General features: G+C 48.7%; 15 protein-coding genes and 1 riboswitch. Of the genes, 4 read left to right on the forward strand and 11 right to left on the reverse strand.

Features of this window, described 5'->3' with window-relative positions:
- Positions 1–114: 114 nt before the first annotated feature.
- The 8 genes from cobO to Q4Q57_RS02555 all read right to left on the reverse strand — a co-directional run bounded on the left by cobO (position 115) and on the right by Q4Q57_RS02555 (position 8,502).
- On the reverse strand, positions 115–738 hold the full coding sequence (gene cobO, locus Q4Q57_RS02520; protein WP_198571815.1) for a cob(I)yrinic acid a,c-diamide adenosyltransferase: 624 nt from the start codon (positions 736–738) through the stop codon (positions 115–117).
- A 44-nt stretch (positions 739–782) separates the two neighbouring features.
- Positions 783–2,417, reverse strand: a complete 1,635-nt coding sequence (locus tag Q4Q57_RS02525; RefSeq protein ID WP_311889601.1) for a cobyric acid synthase — start codon at positions 2,415–2,417, stop codon at positions 783–785.
- Between the two features lie 105 nt (positions 2,418–2,522).
- Positions 2,523–3,149, reverse strand: coding sequence for a bifunctional adenosylcobinamide kinase/adenosylcobinamide-phosphate guanylyltransferase (cobU, locus tag Q4Q57_RS02530; RefSeq protein WP_311889602.1), 627 nt, complete (start codon positions 3,147–3,149; stop codon positions 2,523–2,525).
- On the reverse strand, positions 3,146–3,934 hold the full coding sequence (locus Q4Q57_RS02535; RefSeq protein ID WP_212599388.1) for an adenosylcobinamide-GDP ribazoletransferase: 789 nt from the start codon (positions 3,932–3,934) through the stop codon (positions 3,146–3,148). The genes cobU and Q4Q57_RS02535 overlap by 4 nt, the downstream gene beginning before the upstream one ends.
- 106 nt (positions 3,935–4,040) lie before the next feature.
- Positions 4,041–5,123 carry a nicotinate-nucleotide--dimethylbenzimidazole phosphoribosyltransferase gene (gene cobT / locus Q4Q57_RS02540; protein WP_311889604.1) on the reverse strand — a complete coding sequence of 361 codons (1,083 nt, stop codon included), beginning with the start codon at positions 5,121–5,123 and terminating at the stop codon, positions 4,041–4,043.
- A gap of 170 nt (positions 5,124–5,293) precedes the next feature.
- On the reverse strand, positions 5,294–6,451 hold the full coding sequence (locus Q4Q57_RS02545) for an iron ABC transporter permease (protein ID WP_311889736.1): 1,158 nt from the start codon (positions 6,449–6,451) through the stop codon (positions 5,294–5,296).
- Positions 6,420–7,313: an ABC transporter ATP-binding protein gene (locus Q4Q57_RS02550; RefSeq protein WP_012088423.1), complete on the reverse strand. Its 894-nt coding sequence runs from the start codon at positions 7,311–7,313 to the stop codon at positions 6,420–6,422. Before Q4Q57_RS02550 ends, Q4Q57_RS02545 begins: the two co-directional genes overlap by 32 nt.
- Before the next feature lie 99 nt (positions 7,314–7,412).
- Positions 7,413–7,579: riboswitch (cobalamin riboswitch) on the reverse strand.
- A 203-nt stretch (positions 7,580–7,782) separates the two neighbouring features.
- Positions 7,783–8,502, reverse strand: a complete 720-nt coding sequence (locus Q4Q57_RS02555) for a histidine phosphatase family protein (RefSeq protein WP_311889607.1) — start codon at positions 8,500–8,502, stop codon at positions 7,783–7,785.
- A gap of 453 nt (positions 8,503–8,955) precedes the next feature.
- Here Q4Q57_RS02555 and metH point away from each other — a divergent pair, with 453 nt between their 5' ends.
- Positions 8,956–12,690, forward strand: coding sequence for a methionine synthase (gene metH / locus Q4Q57_RS02560; protein WP_311889609.1), 3,735 nt, complete (start codon positions 8,956–8,958; stop codon positions 12,688–12,690).
- A 467-nt stretch (positions 12,691–13,157) separates the two neighbouring features.
- Here the strand turns inward: metH and Q4Q57_RS02565 are convergent, their stop codons facing one another.
- Both Q4Q57_RS02565 and Q4Q57_RS02570 read right to left on the reverse strand, forming a co-directional pair.
- Entirely contained in the window at positions 13,158–14,981 is a 1,824-nt protein-coding gene (locus Q4Q57_RS02565; protein ID WP_259578420.1) for an ATP-dependent nuclease, read from the reverse strand.
- 99 nt (positions 14,982–15,080) lie between these two features.
- A complete protein-coding gene (locus Q4Q57_RS02570) occupies positions 15,081–15,500 on the reverse strand; it encodes a hypothetical protein (protein ID WP_311889610.1) in 420 nt (139 codons plus the stop codon).
- Between the two features lie 1,097 nt (positions 15,501–16,597).
- Here Q4Q57_RS02570 and Q4Q57_RS02575 point away from each other — a divergent pair.
- The 3 genes from Q4Q57_RS02575 to Q4Q57_RS02585 are packed head-to-tail and all read left to right on the forward strand — an operon-like array spanning position 16,598 to position 21,305.
- Positions 16,598–19,495, forward strand: a complete 2,898-nt coding sequence (locus Q4Q57_RS02575) for a molybdopterin cofactor-binding domain-containing protein (protein ID WP_311889611.1) — start codon at positions 16,598–16,600, stop codon at positions 19,493–19,495.
- Complete coding sequence (locus tag Q4Q57_RS02580; RefSeq protein ID WP_006085889.1) at positions 19,492–20,025, forward strand: (2Fe-2S)-binding protein; 534 nt, start codon at positions 19,492–19,494, stop codon at positions 20,023–20,025. The genes Q4Q57_RS02575 and Q4Q57_RS02580 overlap by 4 nt, the downstream gene beginning before the upstream one ends.
- Complete coding sequence (locus tag Q4Q57_RS02585) at positions 20,025–21,305, forward strand: cytochrome c (protein ID WP_311889612.1); 1,281 nt, start codon at positions 20,025–20,027, stop codon at positions 21,303–21,305. Before Q4Q57_RS02580 ends, Q4Q57_RS02585 begins: the two co-directional genes overlap by 1 nt.
- Positions 21,306–21,450: 145 nt before the next feature.
- Here the strand turns inward: Q4Q57_RS02585 and Q4Q57_RS02590 are convergent, their stop codons facing one another.
- Complete coding sequence (locus Q4Q57_RS02590; protein ID WP_311889613.1) at positions 21,451–22,434, reverse strand: dienelactone hydrolase family protein; 984 nt, start codon at positions 22,432–22,434, stop codon at positions 21,451–21,453.
- Positions 22,435–22,547 lie beyond the last annotated feature (113 nt).

Consider the following 22,547-nt stretch of genomic DNA (forward strand, 5'->3'; position numbering starts at 1 on the left):
TTGAGAACACTTTGAACGCTAAACGGTTAGTGACTAACGGCTAGTAGTGGCTAAAGGCCTAGCTGCCAGCCAATAACAGATAGTCGCTTATGCGCCGACTTTTACCAAGTTCGATTAGTAATCAAAACCTTGCTGCGCCTTGATACCCGCTTCGAAGGCGTGTTTCAGCGGCTGCACTTCGCTGACCGTATCTGCAAGCTCGATAATCGCTCGGTGGCAAGCACGGCCCGTAATAATCACATGCTGCATCGGTGGACGATTTTTAAGTGCGCTAAGCACACGTTCCACATCCAGATAGTGATAGCTCACCATGTAGGTGAGTTCATCGAGCATCACGCAATCTATGCTCTCATCTTGCAGCAGCTTTTCAGCGGCTTCCCAAGCGAGCACAGCGGCGGCGGTATCCTTTTCTTTATCTTGGGTTTCCCAGGTAAAACCTGTACCCATTACATGAAACTCAACTCCGGCGCCTTCGAGTAAGTTGCGCTCACCGCATTCCCAGGTGCCTTTGATAAATTGTACTACCGCGGCTTTTTTACCGTGACCGACGGCGCGGGCGACCGTGCCAAAACCTGAGGTCGACTTGCCTTTACCGTTACCAGTTAATACCAGCAAAATCCCCTTTTCTTCTTGGGCGGCGGCAATTTTAGCATCCACACCGGCTTTCACTTTTTGTTGGCGAGCCTTGTGGCGTTCGGCCTTGATTTGCGCTTGTTCATTGTCGTTCTGTGCTGTCATGGTCTTCTCTTCACTCTGCGGCTAAAAATGTCTGCTTTTAAAACTTATGCTTCTAAAATTGGCTGTAATTTTTGCATGTCGAGATGTTCGGCTAGTACATCGGCTAAACGCTCGAGTTGCTGCTCACGTATTTGATTGATATCTATCGTCTTAGCATCGTTTAATCCCGCCCAGCGCAAAATCAGCTGACAGGCATCAGGGCTATCAAATAGCCCATGTAAATAAGTACCTAAGATTTGCCCATCATCACTTTGCAGGCCATCGGCAAAACTCATCGCTGGCGCAGCTAAGCTTGTCGATTCTGGGATTAACTGCAAGGGCGCATTCGTTTGTTCAAGCCTAGGGATAAGATAACGTGATTCACCGCAGTGGATTTCATAACCCTGCACAGCAACTGTTTGCCCAAGTAACCTTAGCTCACCGCTCACCCGCCGTAACTGTTTATCGGCTTTCAGTTCTGTGCTCAATGGCAGGTAGCCAAGTCCTTCGGTATCGCCCGCACTGTCTTCAATCCCTAAGGGATCGGCAATACTTTGGCCTAACATTTGGTAACCGCCGCAAATACCGAGCACTTTGCCGCCGTAACGCAGGTGTGTGTCGATGTCCTTATCCCAACCTTGCTGGCGTAAAAAGGCCAAATCGGCGCGCACATTCTTACTGCCGGGCAAGATCAATACATCGGCGGCGGGCAAATGAGTGGCGTGACTCGCGGCTTGGGTTTGCAATGACACATAGTCAAAATCGATATCGGGATGCAACCGCAGCGGATCAAAATCTGTGTGATTACTGGTTCGCGGATATACGAGTACCCGCACCTTAAAACGACTCTTCGGCTGCTTAGTGGGCGAATCAACCAGCGCATCTTCGGCATCGAGATGTAAATCATGCAGATAAGGCAACACGCCTAAAACAGGCTTTTGAGTATAAGCTTCAAGCCAATCGAGCCCTGATTGCAACAGGCTAATATCACCACGGAAACGGTTGATCACAAAGCCCTTTACCCGCGCTTGTTCGGATTCTGATAACAAGGCTAAGGTCCCGACCAAATGGGCAAATACGCCACCTTTATCGATATCGGCAATGATAATCACAGGGCAATCCACAGCTTCGGCAAATCCCATGTTGGCAATATCACCTTCACGCAGATTGATCTCCGCTGGACTGCCCGCGCCTTCAACCACTATGGTTTGATACTGACCGCTTAATCGCTCGAAGGATTCCAGCACAGCGCCAAGCGCCATTGCCTTGTAATCCTTAGATTTAGGCCCAAAAAAGGCCGAGGCTTCGAGTGTCGTCAGGGCTTTGCCATGAACAATAATTTGCGCGCCCGTGTCCGAGCTTGGTTTAAGCAGTATGGGATTAAAATCGGTATGGGGCTCAAGATAACAGGCCACGGCTTGCAAGGCCTGTGCGCGGCCAATCTCGCCGCCATCGACAGTAACAGCGCTATTGAGCGCCATATTTTGCGGCTTAAAGGGCGCAACCTTAATCCCCTGACGGGCGAGCAAACGACAAATCCCCGCCACTAAGGTGCTTTTACCCGCATCCGATGTTGTGCCCTGCACCATCAAGACTGCCGCGCGCCGAGGTGAATTAACCGCAAGCGTATTAACTACAGGAGTGTCAGCGGTATCGAGTGCATTTGCACCGCCTGTGTTGTCTGTGTTTGGAGAGGGCATAGGTTTAAAAGGCTTATTCTAGTTTGCAGTCATTAACATAACAGCTCAGTCTAAAAATAACTTAAGTATGCAACTTAAGCTTAAAACGTTGACTGAGCACAAAGTCTAAAGTGGTTTCAATGCTAAGGGTAAACCAGCGACCACTAAGGTGACATTGTCCGCTAAGGTCGCCACGGCTTGATTTAACCAGCCCGCTTCATCGACAAATTGTCGGCTCAACTCACCTAAGGGCACTATGCCAGAACCGACTTCGTTACTGATCAAAATCACCACTCCCTCAAGCTCGACGAGGGAATCCACAAAAGCGGTTTTCTCGGCCTGCCAACTCGCATGAGCTTTATCGTCAGAGGTTGAAACGGCAAAGGTGGAAGTGGCAAAGTCAGTCGCATTCCACTCAGTCGGCGCGGGTTCATCATCGATGTTAACGTTCGATGCAAGTAATTGATTAGTTAACCAAAGAGTTAAACAGTCTACTAAAATCACTCGCCCAGGTTTTGCTAACTGTTTTAACAGTGCAGTGAGGGCGAGCGACTCTTCAAACAATTGCCATTCGATACCATCGTCCGATCGTCCCGCCTGATGTTTGGCGATACGTGTCGCCATTTCATCATCTAGCGCCTGCGCCGTCGCCACATAGCAAGCATCGAAGCCGAGCGCAGTGTACTGACGCACTAAGGCTTCGCCGTAGCGACTCTTACCGCTACGGGCGCCGCCTAGGACGAGGTGGATCACAGTATGTTACCCACAACGAGCAATACAAAATAACACATGATTTCAGATATTTGCTGCGCCGCGCCTAAGGTATCACCCGTGTAACCGCCAATCTGGCGTCTAAAGATCACTATGATCAAACGGCGCAGTCCTATCATCACCAATAGCAATGACAATGCCGCTAACCCCTTGAGGAATAACAGCACTAATACGCCGCTGGCGATCAGGATAAGCAGCTCATTAATGCCTTGATGTTGCGATAGCGGCTTAGACTTACTGGTCTCGTCATCGCGGACATACTTTTCGCTAAAAATGATACTGGCTGATACCACACGGCTCACAGTGTGCGCGACGATAAGTGCTGAACCCGCAACGACAGGATCGTACAGTGCCAACTCGACTAGCAACTGCCATTTCAGCAGCAGGGCCAACATCAGCGCCAGTGCGCCATAACTGCCAAGGCGCGAGTCTTTCATGATCCGCAGCTTGTCTTCAGCCGTCCAACCCCCGCCAAAACCGTCGAAGGTATCGGCGAGGCCATCCTCATGGAATCCGCCCGTGAGCAAGACGCCAACCAACATAGCTAAAAGAACAGAAACGCCAGCGGGGAGCCAGTTCTGCGTCAGCCAAAACACTATGGCGCTTAACAAGCCGACCAGAAGACCGACGAGACCGAAATAACGGCTGGCCTTATTCAACTTATCGCTATCGACTTCGACCCACTTAGGCATAGGAATGCGGGTAAAATAGCCCATGGCAACTAAAAATAAATCTATCTCTTTGTGCCAGCTTTCGCGTTCTGACATAAAGCATCCTTAGTGAATTCACACTTGCTGCAAGGTTTAAAATTAAAACGGTTGGCTAAAAGGCTATTATTTTAAATAAGTAAAATAAGCGACTTAGCAGAGCACATCATACAACAGCCTCAATCCCCGCATCACTAAAACTCGCCATTTGATTGTAAAAATTTACTGAGGCTTGAATAAGCGGCAATGCCAACGCCGCCCCCGTACCTTCGCCTAATCTCAGCCCTAGGGATAATAAAGGTTTAGCCTGCAAAAATTCTAACATTCGCAGATGACCTTGCTCATCGGATTGATGGGCAAAAATCAAATAATCACGCACATTGGGGGCGATTTGCACTGCGACTAATGCTGCCGCTGTCGCGATAAAACCGTCCACGACCACCAGCATTTTACGTTCAGCGGCCGCTAACATAGCACCCGTCATCTGCACAATTTCAAAACCTCCTAGGCAAGCTAACACTGACTTAGGCCCAGTTAAGGCGCTTTGATGCAGCAATAACGCGAGCTCAATCAGCATCAATTTACGTTCTAAGGTTTCACTATTAATGCCCGTACCACGGCCGACACAATCAATCACATCCAGCTGCATAATCGCCGCCATAATGGCCGCAGCAGAGGAGGTATTGCCTATGCCCATTTCACCAAAGGCGACTAAGTTACAACCCGCTTGATGGTGACGTTCAATCAAATCGCGCGCCATAGCAAAGCCTTTATCGACGGTTTCCAGCGCCATCGCGGGTTCTAAATGAATCGCCCCTGTGCCCGCGCCAAGACGTTGATCGATAATGCCTTCAACCCCTTCAACTGGCGTTAACATACCGCAATCGATCACTTCGAGCTTAAAGCCCACCTGCCGACAAAAAACGTTAATCGCCGCGCCGCCATGGGCAAAGTTTTGCACCATTTGGTGAGTCACTTCGCTAGGGGCAATCGACACGCCTTCTGCGGCAATGCCATGATCCCCCGCAAACACTAACATGGTTGGACGGACTATTTTGAGCACATCCGTTTGTGGCTGCTCCGTTTGTTGCAAATCAGTCGCTTGCACGCGGGCAATCTGCAAGGCTAAGGATTCGAGCTGACCTAAGGCGCCGGGCGGCTTAGTCTTAAGATCAATTTTCTGCAGAATCACCAGATCCTGCGCTTTACTCACAGGGCTTATTTGAAAAGACACGGCTGACTGAGACATCCACACTCCACTTTGTAATCTACATTAAATAACCACAACGCATCCCGCGTTTATGACGAACATGTCCAATTGTGCATTTCCAATCGCGGGTGGGATATCAACAGAAATACTGATTATCCCGTCAGTCTGCGCTTGCAAGATGACTCTAGGATTACGTTCTGACTAGGTGCTTACGCCATGACTCTGCGTTTACGCAAAATCAGCAAAAAGAACATGCTACCTATGGCCGCTGTGATAATGCCCACGGGCAACTCTTGATTGCCCAACAAACAGCGCGCCAGCACATCAATCCACACCATAAATAATCCGCCCACCAGCGCCGTTAAAATAATCGGCTGACGACCGGGAAACAGCATGCGCACTGTGTGGGGGATCATCAAACCGACAAACCCAATACCGCCGCAGGTGGCAACCAAAATCGCGGTAATCAAGGAGCAGAGCAGCAGCATATTGAGTCGCAACTTAGGCACATTCACCCCTAAGGTATGCGCCGTTTCATCCCCCGCTTGCAACGCCATGATCTGCCGTTTCATGCCTAAAATAATGAACAAACTCGCGCCAATCACCAGTGTCGGCATCACTAATAAGGACCAACTGGCCTTAGCGAAACTGCCTAAACTCCAAAACAACACAGAAGCCGTCGCCTGCGGACTAGCGAAATACAGCAACAGACTCGTTAGCGCGCCGAACATAAAGGAGGTCGCCACGCCAGAGAGCAACATGCGTTCCACTTGGCTATTGAGCCCAAGGCCAGACAAGGCCAGCACTATCAGTACCGACAAACTGGCGCCAATAAAAGCGCCGAAGGGCAAGCTAAACCAAAGCAAACCCGACAAGGCGCCCGAGCCACTAAAAATCCCCGAGTTCGCCGCCATACCCGTATTCTCAAAAAATCCAGAGCCTGTGAATATCGTCAACATCACCACAGCGCCAAAGGATGCGCCGGAACTAATACCAAACAAATATGGATCGGCCAGCGGATTGCGGGTCACGGTTTGCAGCACACTGCCCGCCAAGGACAAACCCGCACCCGCCACAAAGGCCAGCAAAATACGCGGCAGTCTGAGCTCCATCACGATGCGCTCTGTCATGCCATTGGCTTGAGTGAGGTTGGCCATTTTATTGATAAACACTTGGATAACATCCATAAAACTGATGTTCGCCGCGCCAAAACTCGTGGCGGCAATGGGGGTTATCAAAGTGATTATGCCTAATGCGACCAGCATCAGTTGTTGTCTCGTCAAAGGTGTCACGATACGCCCCAAATGTAAGATGAAATGCTGTTTACTCCCTGAATCATCCGCCCTCGCCTCGCTCAGCCAAAGCATCAGCCATGTTGTGCGTCGAATCATGGTAGCCATAAAAGTAGCTGATTAAGGGCTTTTTATGTTGTGGATGGGTCGACACCTGAGCGCAAACGCCGAACACATCACCAATTCGCGCCTCGGTTAATACCTCGGTTGGTGTGCCCATAGCGCTGACTTCACCGTTATGGATCAACAACAAACTGTCGCACAGGGCGCTGGCTAAATTGAGATCGTGAATAGAGGCAATCACGCTGATGCCAAGGCTACGAACTAATTCGAGGATTTGGATTTGATAACGCACATCGAGGTGGTTGGTTGGCTCGTCGAGGATCAGCAGTTGCGGCTGCTGCACTATGGCACGGGCGATTAAGGCACGCTGCTTTTCACCACCAGATAAGTGCTCGTACTGTTGATGCATCTTATGACTCAGGCCGACTTTCTCTAAGGCTTTGGCAATGCGCTCGCCATCACAGCTCGAATTAGTATCGAACATGCCCTTGTGCGGTGTTAAGCCCATGCTGACCAATTGCTCTGTGGTTAAATCGAAATAGTGCGGCGTGTCTTGCTGCACTACGGCAACGCGGCAGGCAAACGCTTTGGGCGATAAACGCTCAATATCTTGATCAAACAGGGTAATTTTGCCCTGAGTCGGGCGAACAAAGCGATACAAACAGCGTAGCAAGCTAGACTTACCCGCACCGTTAGGCCCAATCAAACCCAACATCTGCCCCGTTGGCAGCGCAAAGTTAATATTGGAAAGAATGGTTTTGCCATCGATACACCAGCTTAACTGGCTGACATCGAGCGCGACCGTCTGGCTCGCTGATGGGCGAGTGTCGCTGTCATTCAAAGCATGGCTCGTTTGGATGGCAGAGAGTTTCACCAAAGTGGTGCTCCTAGCGAGTCCAAACCTGAATTAAAAAAGGTTGTGCACATTGTCATCGGCTCCCTCGAGTCACCCGCTCGAGAACTAAGGCTGCACGCAGCGATAACAGAAATAGGCAGGTCTCCTGACTCGTCACTTTTTGTATTGAAAACAATATAAAAAGTCACTCACAGTTGCGGGCACAGTTCGGGCTGACTGACGAGCAGCTCCCCGATTCCCTATTATGTTGAGATTGATTTCAAGCCTTTGCAGCGTGTCTCGGCCATAACTGCCACAGAACACCCTCGCACCACTCAAAACTCCCAACACCTATTTCTGTGACGTCATCCGATACACTGCCACCAGCCTTGCAAGGCCGTGTGCGTCGGGGACGTCAGGAAAAAGCATTATCCTATATTTACCTTAATAGGCAATCGACAATCACGCTGGTAAGACAAGAAAAATCTTCACCTTAGGGCAACGCGGATCACTCGCAGCGCCCGCTCGGCCAATCTAAACGCCAATAACAAACGCCGTGCTCATCCTGCAGCACATTAATGCTCACCACGGCCGCCACGGGTAAATCGAGTTGACTGTAAAATCCCACCGCCCGTTCAACCCCAAGGGCGCGCGCCATTAAGTGACGGATCACTCCGCCGTGGGTCACCACCCATACTTTGGCAGCCAGTTCGCCCGCAGCCACGCCCGCTCCCACAGCCAGCTCGGCGCTATCTGAGTCGACGGTCAATCGTTCAAACTCGGCGGCGAGTATCTGGTCAATCGCGCCATTCACCCGCGACTCGAAACTGGCCATAGTTTCCCCATTGGGCGGCGGTGTTTGCCAAGGGTTTTGCCAATAGGCCGCTAAACGTTCGCCCTCTTGCTGATACAGCTCATCGAGTCGACAACCGTCCCAATCGCCAAAGTCGATTTCTTGTAAACCCGACAAAAACTGCGCCTGCAATGGCCTTGACTCAGATATCAATGCCGCCGTCGAATGCAATTCGGCGGCAAAGGCTTGGGCAAATTCGCCGCAGCGGCGTGAAGTCGAACTATAAATCGCGCTGCAGGTACTTGCCTGCGCCTCAACCGCTGCCGACATTTGCTGCCAGCCCTTTTCGCTTAAAGGCACATCCACACGGCCGCGTAAAATGGCGCCGCCTTCACACTCGCCGTGGCGTAACAATAACAATCGAACTTGTTTCATCGTATTCCTATGTCTATCACTCATGGCAAATTTTGTTGAAAGCCCACATTAGAACCGTCGTCCTATATACTCAATTACGCCCTAGCCCAACAACTAGCTCTACAACTAGTCCTAAAAAAAGAGCCGTTAAACTGGGTGAAAAGTGCTGATAGGACGCAATTGTCGTCAGTCAATTTTGACCTTGCCCTGACAATCATAAGTCGCGTATTATGGACGTCTATACGTTTAAATGTCCAAAACTAATCTCTAACAATGAATAACTAAAACGAGTAGTCAAATATCGACCGAGCAGAATGGAATGCACTTAGCCTAACTAAGTTAGCTAATTTAGATCACTAACTAGGGTCGATAACGAGAGCCGATATCTGGACTGCACAACACGCTTTACCCTGCACTTAGCATAACAAGGGTCGATGCTTGGACTTAACTTAGCTGTATTTAAGGTAATTATTTATGACGATACCCTCTACCAAAGCCGGCCAGATATTGGCAGACATTCGTAAACAGCTTGCTGAGCGCATTCTAATCTTAGACGGTGCCATGGGCACTATGATCCAAGACCACAAGCTCGAAGAAGAGGATTATCGCGGCGAACGCTTTAAAGATTGGCACACTGACGTCAAAGGTAACAATGATTTATTGGTGTTGTCGCAACCCCACATCATCAAACAAATTCACACCGACTACTTAAACGCCGGTGCCGACATCATTGAAACCAACACCTTTAATGCTACTACTATCGCCATGGCCGACTACGACATGCAGTCGCTGTCCGCCGAAATTAACTTAGCCGGCGCGCGCCTCGCCCGTGAAGCCTGTGATGAAGTGTTTGCTGCCACAGGCATTCCACGCTACGTCGCCGGTGTGTTAGGCCCCACTAACCGTACGTGTTCGATTAGTCCCGATGTGAACGATCCTGGCTATCGCAACGTCAGCTTCGATGAGTTAGTGAGCGCTTACCGAGAATCCACTAAGGCGCTGATTGAAGGCGGCGCGGATATCATTATGGTCGAGACCATATTCGATACCTTAAACGCCAAAGCCGCACTGTTTGCGATTGAATCGGTATTTGATGACTTATTTGGTCAGCATTCTAAAGACAGATTGCCGATCATGATTTCGGGCACTATTACCGATGCCTCTGGCCGCACACTGACTGGCCAAACGACCGAAGCCTTTTACAATTCCCTTCGTCATATCAAGCCGTTATCTATCGGTCTTAACTGTGCACTTGGGCCAAAAGAATTGCGCCCCTATGTGGAAGAATTATCCCGCATCAGTGAGTGTTATGTGTCGGCGCATCCGAATGCAGGCCTGCCGAACGAGTTTGGCGGTTACGATGAAACCCCAGAAGACATGGCAAACGTGATTGAAGATTGGGCGCGCGAAGGCATGCTCAATATTATCGGTGGTTGCTGTGGTAGTACGCCTGAACATATCCGCGTTATTCGCGAAGCGGTCGATAGACATAACCCGCGCGTATTGCCCGATATTCCCGTAGCCTGCCGCCTTGCCGGTTTGGAACCACTGACTATCGACGCCCAATCCCTGTTCGTTAACGTGGGTGAACGCACCAACGTTACAGGTTCAGCCAAGTTTTTAAAGCTGATCAAAGACGGTAAGTTTGAGCAGGCGCTCGATGTCGCCCGCGAGCAGGTCGAAAGCGGCGCGCAGATCATCGACATCAACATGGACGAAGGCATGCTCGATGGCGCAGAGATCATGCACAAGTTTTTAAACTTGATTGCCTCTGAGCCCGACATCAGCCGCGTACCTATTATGATCGACTCCTCTAAGTGGGAAGTGATCGAAGCTGGCCTCAAATGTATTCAAGGCAAGGGCATAGTTAACTCGATTTCCCTCAAAGAAGGCGAAGCCAAGTTTATCGAGCAAGCAACACTGGTGAAACGCTACGGCGCGGCGGCCATTATCATGGCATTCGATGAGCAAGGTCAGGCCGATACCAAGGCGCGTAAAATCGAAATCTGTACCCGCGCTTATCGGGTGCTGGTCGATAAGGTCGGCTTTCCGCCAGAAGACATCATCTTCGACCCAAACATTTTCGCCATCGCCACAGGTATCGATGAACACGACAACTATGCAGTCGATTTTATTGATGCCATTAAAGCGATTAAAGCCACCCTGCCCCACGCGATGATTTCGGGCGGCGTGTCGAACGTGTCGTTCTCGTTTCGCGGTAACAACCCAGTGCGCGAGGCGATTCACGCGGTATTCCTGTACCACGCCATCAAAGTCGGCATGGACATGGGCATTGTCAACGCGGGTCAGTTAGCCATTTACGACGATATCGATCCTGAGCTTAAAGTACGGGTCGAAAACGTAGTGCTTAACTTGCCCTGCCCAGTCGAAGGCTCAAGCAATACCGAGCAGTTACTTGAAATCGCGGAGAAATTCCGCGGTGATGGCGCACAGGTGGGTAAAAAAGAAGATTTAGAATGGCGCAGCTGGCCGGTGAGCCAACGCTTATCCCATGCGCTCGTCAAAGGCATTACCGAATTTATTGATGAAGATACCGAAGCGGCGCGCCAAGAAGCGAAACGTCCACTGGATGTGATTGAAGGCGCCTTGATGGACGGCATGAACGTGGTCGGCGACTTGTTCGGCTCGGGCAAGATGTTCCTGCCGCAGGTAGTGAAATCGGCGCGGGTGATGAAAAAAGCCGTGGCCTACTTAAACCCCTATATCGAGCTGGAAAAGGTCGAAGGCCAATCGAATGGCAAGATTTTGATGGTGACGGTAAAAGGCGATGTGCACGATATCGGTAAGAATATCGTCGGCGTGGTGCTCGCCTGTAACGGTTTTGAGGTATTCGATTTAGGCGTGATGGTGTCGGTGGAGCGAATTCTCGACGCCGTGAAAGAACACAATATCGATATCATCGGCATGTCCGGCCTCATCACGCCGAGTCTGGACGAGATGGTGCATAACGTGAAAACCTTCCACCGCGAAGGCTTAACCATTCCAGCGATTATCGGCGGCGCCACTTGCTCAAAAATCCACACAGCGGTGAAGATTGCGCCCCATTATCCCCATGGCGCCATTTATATTGCCGATGCGTCCCGCGCCGTGCCTATGGTGAGTAAACTCATCAACAACGAGACTCGCCAAGCGACCATAGACGAAACCTATGCCGAATACGACGACATGCGCACTAAGCGTTTATCCCAAGCTAAACGCAAAGAGATAGTGTCACTCGAAGCGGCGCGCGATAACCGCTGCCAACACGATTGGGCGAACTACACCCCGTTCACGCCAAACGTGCTCGGGCGCCAAGTATTTGATAATTATCCGTTAGAAGATTTAGTTGAGCGTATCGACTGGACACCGTTTTTCCGCTCGTGGGAACTGCACGGCCACTACCCTGAAATCCTCACCGATAAAGTGGTCGGTGAAGAAGCGCAAAAGCTATTCGCCGATGGTCAGGCCATGCTCAAGCAAATCATCGAAGAAAAGTGGCTCACGGCGAAAGCGGTTATCGGCTTATTCCCTGCCAATACCGTCAATTACGACGACATTGAGCTGTATACCGATGAGTCGCGCACCACAGTTGAAATGACCACACATCACCTGCGGATGCAGCTTGAGCGTGTCGGTAACGACAACTTCTGCCTATCCGACTTTGTCGCGCCAAAAGATTCAGGCGTCGCCGATTACATGGGCGGCTTTGCGGTGACCACGGGCCACGGCATAGACGAACATGTGGCACGTTTTGAAGCCAACCACGACGACTACAACGCCATCATGCTCAAATGCTTAGCCGACCGTTTGGCCGAAGCCTTTGCCGAGCGGATGCACGAACGCGTGCGTAAAGAGTTTTGGGGTTATGCGGCCGATGAGCAGTTAAGCAACGAAGCCTTAATCCGCGAGAAATACAAAGGCATACGCCCCGCACCGGGTTACCCAGCTTGCCCAGACCACACAGAAAAAGGCTTGTTATGGGACTTGCTCAAGCCCGATGAAACTATCGACTTGAATATCACCGAAAGCTACGCCATGTTCCCTACCGCGGCAGTATCGGGCTGGTATTTCGCCCACCCGAAATCGCGCTACTTTGGCGTGAGTAACATCGGCCGCGATCAAGTGGAAGATTATGCCAAGCGTAAAGGGATGACTGTAGCAGAGACGGAGAAGTGGCTGGCGCCAGTGCTTGATTATGATCCTGAGTAATCAGCGATCCTGAATAGGGAGTGACCCAGAGTAATCATTGGTACTCGTTAATGCCCAAGTTTCACTTGGGAAATTAGACAAATGTGGAATTAAGGGGCAGAGTCGAAGCCCCTTATTTTTGGTTTTAATGTCTAACTTTAAAATCAAAATAAAAAATCAAAGTCGTGGAATTCCATTCCACACCAGGGCAAGAAGGGGATCAACAGCAATCCCCCTCTTGCATCTCCCCTTGCCGCCCCTAGCGAAGTTACATGCATTAGTTACCTGTCTCATACTCCAATAAAAATCGCCTAACGGCTCAGATGGCACATCCATGTGCCCCCGAGCCTGCACCATCATCCATGATGTCGCCACGGCATTTTTATCTGCGTATTTCGACAACTTCGCAGGGGATCGGTGAACTTCTGTGGCATTAGAGTTAACTTTTCGTATTGAAAAAGTTATGCATGTCATATCTTCTCTATTAACTAATTACAGTATGCAAATTCTATAATTTTTTTAAGTGCCACCTCACAACTAGGCCTCAATTCCAATGTACCATCCAAATAATCTCTGACTCGTTTCCAAGAATTATATGGTTTTCCACTTGACTTAATATCTTTTTCCTCCAGTAACTTATCCCATAACACATGTTCAAATGTATCGTTAACCAGAAAAACCGTTCCCTCTTTAGCTACTGAATTAATTTTTTCATTTGCTTTATATGGATGAAGATGGTGGGCAACGATTAAATCTTCATCTGAAAGTCCTTTCCTATCTGTATCATGAATTACTTTATACTCAATATCTAATTCATTTAAAACTTTTACAATTGCAGGTATTGTCCACTTCCCTCCAGCCGAAATAACCGTTGTATCAAGATGTTGAGAATGTTCTATTTCATATTTTTTAACAAGCTCAGCTCCTAAACTAAAAATTGCAACTTCGGTATCACCTTCAACAATAACAACTCTTTTAGCAAAAAGACTCTCACAAACAGATGGATGAAAATCTAAAACTGCACGTAATCTAACTCGCTCATCATAATCAGGACTTTCTTCAAAAATATTTGATGGTAACTGTGACACTTTACGAGAGTTGCCGACACCTCTTTTTAAAAGTTTTATTGATTGAGGTTTATTTGCTAAATCGATTAAAAAAGGAGAATGAGTAGAACAAATAACTTGCCATTCGACTAGCTCAGAGCGTGATTGCAATGTATTTTTAAGCCTCCTCATCAAGTGAGGATGTATATACAATTCTGGCTCTTCGTATAAAACAATCGTAGTCCTCGTTGCACCAGTTACACTAGCCTCAACAGATGCATTACATTCTAACATTGCAAATGCCAAAGCTCTTTGAACCCCACTTCCTTGATACTGCAAACTAGTTTCCATTTCCTCTTCAATTAAAAAAGTAGCAGCCTTCATAAAATGAGGTTCTATATCTATATCACCAATAGAAAGCCTCACTTTTGAATCAAAATCTAAAATACTATTAAGAGTGGTAGATATACTATCTAATGCACTACCAAGCCCCTCAATCTCAGAACCATCATCGGATTTTCCTTTTAACTTATTCTGTAACAATGCAGCTCTTTCAATATAATTAGTGTAAGTTATATCAGCCTTTACCTTTGGAAAAAGCTTATTCATAAAAAGATAAGCAAATGGAGAGCTTGCGGTTGTTTTTAGTTCGTCTTCAATTTTAAAACTTGCAGGTACATACATTACATGAGGAATAGCCTGCTGAAGTGAATTAGCGAAAACTTTCTCATGCCAATCTAAAACTTCAGAAATCAAATCTGCCCGATTATCTTTTAAATAGCTTTCCAACTCATTCATTCGAGCTTTATATTCAGCTGCGTTATTAATATTTAAATGACTTAGTATTCCAGCTAACTCAGGGTCTTTCTTAGCATCAGTAATACCTTTATTGTTAAATGGAGTAACAGTTATTTTATGATTAACAAAATATGAACACTCTGGTTTTTTATCAGCATCGGTCCAAATCGCTTCCATTTTTACTTGCAGTAGATCTCCATTTAAAAGCGTTGATATCGCTGGTTTTAGTCGTTCCCAAGGTTGAATATCACCAAATTCACATGTAATACGCATAACTTCATCACTAGGTTGGTGGGCAGGCCAATCATCTCTAGTAGGTTTCAAATTATCCAACAGTATTTTTATTGCACATAGTATCGTTGACTTACCGATATTATTTCCACCAACAAGCGTAGTGAAATTATCTATCTTTATACTAGCATTTGAAATCCCTCTGAAATTTTCAACATTAACATTTATCAGTTTCATAACACCCACCCTTAGTTTATAAAGTAAAACATCATCCATGAAAGTTAATGGGTGAGTTAAAATTTCTTAAAAAAATTTATTACCATATCCATAAATTAACTATGGCAGCACTAATTCCCATGAATCGTACGCCCTATCAAATTCTGCTTTTGCATCGGCTTTGTGGTTGATGCAATTGACCATGTGTTCGTCGGACTTAAAGTTTTTACAGTCTTCGGGGACTAGATAATACTTGCGCCATGCTTCGGCTTTACGTAGTCGCGCGGCCTCGTTTTGCTTGGCTAGTCTGGATTTTTCAGCCGCTTTTTGCTGTAACTCTTGCTGAATCTGATACTCAGCAAGCTGGCGATCTTTCGCTGCCTGCTGGCGAGCTAGTTCCGTTTGCTTTTGTTGCATAGCAAACTCATTAAGCCCTTGTGTCAGGCGGTATTCGACATAACTCAAATAGCCAATTCGCACTAACAAAGTGACCAAGCCCGCTAACAAGATCCCTAAGGTAATTTGTAAAACTGATTTCATCCCTAACTTCCAAAGTCCATTACTATTCTGAATTACTCATTTTTCATAGGAAAACATAAATACTACGGGATACACCCGAACTGGCATTGTTGCACCAGTGACCTTCTAAAACATGGATGTTTTAGTAGAGCCTACAGGGATGTATTCACGGCGAGTCACTGGTGTAACAGTGCGAAAGCCTGCGGCAGGCAATTAGCTGCACTGATAATTGGCAGAGATATCAATATCCATTAGCTAGCCAGACAAATCAGCACAATCAAAACGTTTCAACTTTGTCGTTCGACAAAGCTTCCCCATTGCTACCGCACTTCGCCAACATCTGTCAGCCAAGCCATCACTCAAAACAAGGTTGCACCAGCTCAAAACGCCCACTGCTGAACATTGAGCAAAATGCCAATAAGCACTGTGGCAACAAGCATAAGTGCCAAAGCATATTCACGAATTTGCAGGAGGAGTTGGGTATCTAAGAAAGAGAAAAGACACATCGTCCTGATGCAAGTGACTCGAATCGCGGGTACGCGATTAAAGCTCATCCTTGTTAAAAACCTAAGATAGCGACATAGCGTACACTTGTCTATAACTTTAGCATTACAAATCAAGTAATTAAGCAAGCACTGATTTAATAATGTTGATATGACTGCATGTGACTAAACCTGTCACCATCAAATAGCACTATCTCTTGATCTTGCAGTGGCATGAAGTCTCGCTGTGTCAGGCGGTCTGTTTTGGCAAGCGAGCCAATTTTGACATGGGAAAATGGGTTCGGTGAACACATTGGCCAAAGAGCACTGAACAAAGGGCACTGAGCAAAACTCAGCCATAACGTAACTGAGTTGAATCACAGTGCGAACATCACTGTAGAAGCCTGATAACACAGGTGCTACACACGAATTTAGCTTGATTAAAACTGCGACAATTAACCGCCTAAATTTGCATTTTCAGCCCTACATGCTAACGTGGCTAATGTAAATTTACATTCAGTGTTTATCAAAGTTATGTCGCAACAATCAATAAAAAGTCGATCGACAACAAGCCTATATCGGGCGATACCAAGCAGCGCGGCTGATATGACACGGAAGCACAACTGAGGTTGAGATATGGAACCATCTAATACATCACGCCGGACCTTTATCAAGCAATGTGTGATTGGCGGGGTTGCCGTATATTCGGCCCCTTTGTTGTGGGAAATGAGTCGCGCGAATGCGGCAATTGTCTCACCTGAACTGGCAGCCCAATGGCAAACTCAGGTTAATGGTCAATCCAAACCTAAGTTTCGTAACGACGGCATAGCGAAGGTCACAGGCCAAAAGGTCTATGGCCGTGATTACCGCGCTATGGACATGGAAGGCTGGCCCAAGCAGCAAGGTTACGCTTTTATTCTACGCGCCGCCGATGCATCCCATGTTTATCAAGGCTTTTCCCTCGACCATCTACCTGCGTCTGCTAAGCCCTATAAAGTGATTACCGCCGCCGATCTGGCCCGCGATAAAATCAAGCTGCCCGATTTTTACGGTGACAACATGTTACTGGCCGAGGGGCAAACCGCCGACTACTTAGGTCATGCGGTGGCGATATTGTTGTTCGACAGTTTCCCCGCCTTTAAGCAAGCTAAGTCTTTACTGCAATTTGATCAGACCTTACTGCGCTTTGGTGAGCAAACGCCGTTTGTGTCGGACACCAAAGACCCTTACGCCAGCTGGCGCCTTATTCGAGTTGAAGGTGAAAATGGCGCAAGGGAAGATTTATATAGCCCGCTCCACGATGGGCTATTTTTCCCCAGCGTAAAAGATCGCAAGCCAGAATGGTTAGGCAATCCGAATGCCAAAGGGACAGTGTCTGAGCGCGGGCTTTATTATGCGGGCGAGATAGATAAGCAGATTGCTAGCGCCCAAGCCAATCAACAATGGCAAGTGTTAGAGCGGGAATATCGCACCCAGATCATCGATCCTATGATGATGGAACCCGAAGCCTTTAACGGCTGGTATGACGCAACTAGCCAAACATTTCATACAGTGATTACCTCGCAGTCGCCGCAGGACTTTCAAGAGATGGCAGTGCACATGCTGTTATCTGGTCCACTGGCGGGCAAGGTAAAACATCTGGTGGTGCACTCGCCTTATATCGGCGGTGGATTTGGCGCGAAAGACCATTCGATATTCCCCTATTACGGCGTACTCGCGGCCATTTATGCCAAGGGGCCAATCCGACTCGCCAATGACAGATTCGAGCAATTCCAATCTGGCCTTAAACGTCATCCGTTCATCATGAAAAGCCGCTTAGCTGTGGATAAATCGACCTTAAAAATCCAAGCCTTAACTTCGCAGATGACAGTCGATGGCGGCGGACGAGTGAACTTCACTCCGTCTGTGACCTCGGTTGGCGCGACGGCGATGCAAAGCATTTACTACACACCGCGCAACGATATTATCGCCACCGCCTATGCGTCGCGTAACCCTGATGCGGGTTCGATGCGCGGTTATGGCACGCTGCAATCGATGACGGCGATGGAATGCATGATCCACGAGATAGCCGACGAGTTAAAGGTTGATCCCTTTAAACTGCGCGCCGCTAACGTGATGGAGTCTGGCCAGCGTAATACGCAAGGCGCAATTCCTAATGGCACTTTGCGTTACCGCGAAATGCTCGACATGGCCGAACATGATCCCGTGTGGCAAAACCGTGCGGTGAATAAAAAGGACTATGAGGCCAAACATCCGGGGATGCGTTACGGCGTCGGTTTTGGTATCGCCACCAAAGATTATGGTACGGGCGCCGCGGCGCCAAGTGCGGCGGTTCGCCTAGCGAAAGACGGTAAAATCACCCTAGAAATCGGCTTTATCGAAATGGGCACAGGGACGCAAACCTCCCAAGCCGTTGTGGTCAGCGATGCCCTCGGCAACTTTGCCGATGAGGTAAAACTCGCCGAAGTGGATATTTGGGATGCGATGCAATTAGTGCAAACCGATAATCCTTATATTATTTCGCAGCAACGCCAAGATGAAATGGCGGCCAATCCACGCTGGACGCCCGTTAAAGCCATGGCATCGTCAGCTTCTATGTCGGCCTATTATCAAAGCCATGTCACCCGTATCGCCGCCGACGTGATCTATCGTCACGGCCTGTGGCCTGCGGCGGTATCGATTTGGAACGAGTTGTATTTTAACACGCCAATGGGCTCAACTAATTTGCATAACGCCCGCGATGGTCGCTGGGTCGATGGCAAGTTAACCGCCTTGGGCTTTCCGCCATTGTCGCTAGATATTCTCGCGAAACGCGCCCACGACATGGGCTTAGTGGTCGGCGTGATGGGCCATGCCTTTAATCGCTGGGCTTGGGCCGAAGCCGATTTCGACATTCTTGGCACTAAAGAGCGCTTAGCACTCGATGCGCTGGCGCTGCAATACGGCGAAGGTAACGCGACGTTTGCGGCCACTTCCGACACGACTATGAGTATCAAAGCGCGTCAAGCCAGCATGAAATCTAATGGCTATCACTTGATCGATCGTCAAGCCATGAGTTATCCCAGAGCCGAACTGAACAATGCCATGGTGACCTACTACGCCCCCTGCGCCACTTTGGTTGAAGTGGCCGTAAACGAGGGCAATGGCGAAGTCACGCTTCTGAGTTCTCATACTTGGTTAGAAGCGGGCAAGGTGATTATTAAAGAGCTGGTCGAAGGACAAATTCAAGGTGGTCTGGCAATGGGAATAGGCCATGCACTACATGAAGGCTTACCGCCATTTGAAGCAGGTGCAGGCAATGGTACGTGGAACCTCAATCGCTATCAGGTGCCGTTAGCGCGGCATGTGGGCGTGTGGGATCAACGTCATACCATATTGCCACAGTTATCTGATAACGATCCCAGCCGTGGTATCGCCGAAGTGGTGATGATCCCTGTGGTCGCGGCACTGATTGAAGCCGTGTATCAAGCAACCCATGTCCGCTTTTACGATTTACCTATGACAGCGAAAAAAATTAAGGAGGCCATGGCATGAGCCAGTCTATTAAACTGACCATTAATAACCAAGCCGTAGGCCCGATTGAAGTCGCCGATGGTGTGATGATGATTGAGTTTCTACATGAGTACTTAAACCTCACTGGCACTAAGTTTGGTTGCGGCGCGGGCGTATGCCACGCCTGTACTGTGATCGTCGATGACGAGCAAGGCATGAGCGAAGTGGTGCGTACCTGCATCAATGGCGTCGAGCGTTTTAATGGTAAACGCGTCCGCACAGTCGAAGGTCATGCTAGACAAAACTCCCTTGGTGAAATCACCGCCCTGAGCCCAGTGCAAGAGGCTTTTTTGGAACATTTCTCGTTTCAATGTGGCTGGTGTACCTCGGGCTTTGTCAACGAATCGACCGCACTGCTTGAGCGATTAGAGCGACAACCTATCGCTAAAGATCAAGTTGAAAAAGTCGTTGAAGATGCCTTGAGTGAACACGTATGTCGCTGTACTGGCTACGTAAAATACTATGCGGCGGTCAAAGATCTGATCCTCAACACTAAGGGGTTAACCCTGTGATGAAATCAGCCAATCTGCGCCATTTCCCGCACATTCGTAGGATAAAAAATCTGCTGAGTCACAATCTACTCCTGAGTTTAGGGCTAGGTTTGCTCGCCTGTTCCAGCAGCGTTGCCGATGAAGGTGGCAATACAACAAATAGTGACATCGAACGCGGCGCGTATCTGATGAAGATAGGCGACTGTGTGGCCTGCCATACTGCGGTAGGCGGGCGCGAACTCGCGGGCGGTTTGCCGTTCGAAACGCCTTTTGGCGCTGTGTACTCGACCAATATCACTTCTGATAAAGAAACTGGGATTGGCAAATACAGCTACGAGGACTTTTTTGATGCCATGCACCACGGTGTTGGCGTCAACGGCAACCTCTATCCTGCTATGCCCTACACGTCCTACAGCCTGCTGACGGACGACGACACTAAGGCGATTTATGCCTATTTGATGAGTACTAAACCCATCAAGCAAGCCAATCGCGACAATGATGTTTACTTTCCGTTTAACCTGCGTTTTGGCCTAAAAGCTTGGAACTTAGTCGCCCACGATGCCAAGGAATTTACCCCGAGCAAGGAAAAAAGCGAGCATTGGAATCGCGGCAATTACTTAGTCAATGCCCTAGGGCATTGCGGTGAATGCCACACCCCAAGAGACACGCTGTTTGCCATGGAGCAGGACAAGCACTTTGAGGGCGCGATTATCGAAGGGCTAGAAGCATCGGACATTCGTCCCGCCGAGCTTAACAGGCAGAACTGGACCCATGAGGATCTTAAGTCGCTGTTTACTGAAGGCTATTCCCGCAAAGGTACTGTCTTTGGCGGCATGTATCCCGTGGTGTATCACAGCTTTAGCCACTTAACCGACGATGATATGCGCGCGGTGAGCAGTTATCTGCTCGATACCGACGATGATCTTAAACCGGATCCGCTCACCTTTAACGGCCATAAACCTGAACTGCCAGGCTATACGCTTTACAAAGGTTACTGCGCCGGTTGCCATGGTCAAAATGGTGAAGGTCGCCCTAATGTCGCCCCAGCTATGGCAGGTAACGCCACCTTAGATAAAGCGAGTCCGCACAATATCGTCGCAGTGATGTTAAAAGGTATTCAAAGCCAGCATTACAACGCCACCACCAGCTTTTATGCCATGCCGGGATATGCTGATGAGTTAAGCGACGAGCAGATTAAAAACTTAGCCAATTACCTAAGACTCACCTGGAGCACACAACCCGGTAATCTCGATGTGAAAACCATCCAAAGCTTAAAAGAAGTGATCCTCGAGCACGACTAACCCACATAGGTATGTGGGAGATTTAAGATAAAAGCCGACTCTAGCGTCGGCTTTTGCTTAAATGCACACAGGTATCAGAGTGAACTTTTACGTCTCATTTGGATTTATCACTTACTCATTAATCAGCTCAATAATAAAGCCAGCTTTACTCACCACGCAGTCGAGTATCAAAAAAGGCTAAGCTGCGCGCCCATGCGAGCTCGGCGGTAGCTTTATCGTATCGTCCTGTTGAGTCATTATGGAAACCGTGATTCACATTCGGGTAAAGATAGGCGACGTAATCGGCTTTACTGGTTTTTAGCTGGGTTTCATACTCGGCCCAAGTGTCGTTCACCCGCTGATCCAATCCAGCAAACTGCAACATTAGCGGCCCTTTCACGCGGCTACGCAGTTCCGCTGCCGCGGGTGTGCCATAGAAAGGTACGCCAGCATTAAGCTCATCGGGAATCGTGGCGGCCAGCATATTGACGATATAGCCGCCAAAACAAAAACCCACGGCGCCGAGTTTGCCATTGCTTTGGGGATGGGATTTTAAAAACTGCGCAGCGGCAATAAAGTCTTGCTCGATTTTGGCTCTGTCTAAACTGCTTTGCATGGCGCGGCCCGCATCATCATTACCCGGATAACCACCTAGGGAATACAGCGCATCGGGGGCGAAGGCGATATAACCCTGCGCGGCTAAGCGGCGAGCCACATCTTCGATATAGGGATTAAGGCCACGGTTCTCATGTACCACTAACACCACTGCGGCTTTTTTAGTGGGATCTAAGGTTTTCGGCTCTCCTGCGGCACTGCCCGCGAGCAATAACTCATCGGGCATAACTAAGTAGCCGCGCCCTTCTCCGTAACCATTGGGCGAAGGAAACTTCACATAACTGGCTTGAATACTGGGGTCATTAAACGACACTTGTTCGGCTAAGGCGTAATTGGGCATCAGTGCGCCCGTGAGCGTGGTCAAGGTAAACCCTAGCGCCACCAGTCCTGCTAGCCGCCCCATAAACTCACGGCGATCGATAATGCCATGGGCATATTCGTCATACCAGTCAAAGGCTTCCTGCGGTATCGGTTGTACTTTCTGAGCACTCATCTGGCTTGTTTCTGCTACGGCTTGCTTGTCTTGCTGTGTCATCGTTATTCCTCCGTTGAACAAGCTAACCACAGGTCACTTCCCTAGCTTGTGGGTGTTAAGATTTAACTCAAGAGTAAAGGAACAATCGTACTTAGGGCAACTGACTTTAACGT

The organism is Shewanella sp. SP2S2-6 (assembly GCF_031931965.1).
GTDB lineage: Bacteria > Pseudomonadota > Gammaproteobacteria > Enterobacterales > Shewanellaceae > Shewanella > Shewanella baltica.

What these genes read in the sequence shown, in the direction of transcription:
- cobO (WP_198571815.1), bottom strand. Translation starts at nt 738, where the DNA reads ATGACAGCACAGAACGACAATGAACAAGCGCAAATCAAGGCCGAACGC.
- Q4Q57_RS02525 (WP_311889601.1), bottom strand. Translation starts at nt 2,417, where the DNA reads ATGCCCTCTCCAAACACAGACAACACAGGCGGTGCAAATGCACTCGAT.
- Q4Q57_RS02535 (WP_212599388.1), bottom strand. Translation starts at nt 3,934, where the DNA reads ATGTCAGAACGCGAAAGCTGGCACAAAGAGATAGATTTATTTTTAGTT.
- cobT (WP_311889604.1), bottom strand. Translation starts at nt 5,123, where the DNA reads ATGTCTCAGTCAGCCGTGTCTTTTCAAATAAGCCCTGTGAGTAAAGCG.
- Q4Q57_RS02545 (WP_311889736.1), bottom strand. Translation starts at nt 6,451, where the DNA reads ATGCTTTGGCTGAGCGAGGCGAGGGCGGATGATTCAGGGAGTAAACAG.
- Q4Q57_RS02555 (WP_311889607.1), bottom strand. Translation starts at nt 8,502, where the DNA reads ATGAAACAAGTTCGATTGTTATTGTTACGCCACGGCGAGTGTGAAGGC.
- metH (WP_311889609.1), top strand. Translation starts at nt 8,956, where the DNA reads ATGACGATACCCTCTACCAAAGCCGGCCAGATATTGGCAGACATTCGT.
- Q4Q57_RS02565 (WP_259578420.1), bottom strand. Translation starts at nt 14,981, where the DNA reads ATGAAACTGATAAATGTTAATGTTGAAAATTTCAGAGGGATTTCAAAT.
- Q4Q57_RS02570 (WP_311889610.1), bottom strand. Translation starts at nt 15,500, where the DNA reads ATGAAATCAGTTTTACAAATTACCTTAGGGATCTTGTTAGCGGGCTTG.
- Q4Q57_RS02575 (WP_311889611.1), top strand. Translation starts at nt 16,598, where the DNA reads ATGGAACCATCTAATACATCACGCCGGACCTTTATCAAGCAATGTGTG.
- Q4Q57_RS02580 (WP_006085889.1), top strand. Translation starts at nt 19,492, where the DNA reads ATGAGCCAGTCTATTAAACTGACCATTAATAACCAAGCCGTAGGCCCG.
- Q4Q57_RS02585 (WP_311889612.1), top strand. Translation starts at nt 20,025, where the DNA reads ATGAAATCAGCCAATCTGCGCCATTTCCCGCACATTCGTAGGATAAAA.
- Q4Q57_RS02590 (WP_311889613.1), bottom strand. Translation starts at nt 22,434, where the DNA reads ATGACACAGCAAGACAAGCAAGCCGTAGCAGAAACAAGCCAGATGAGT.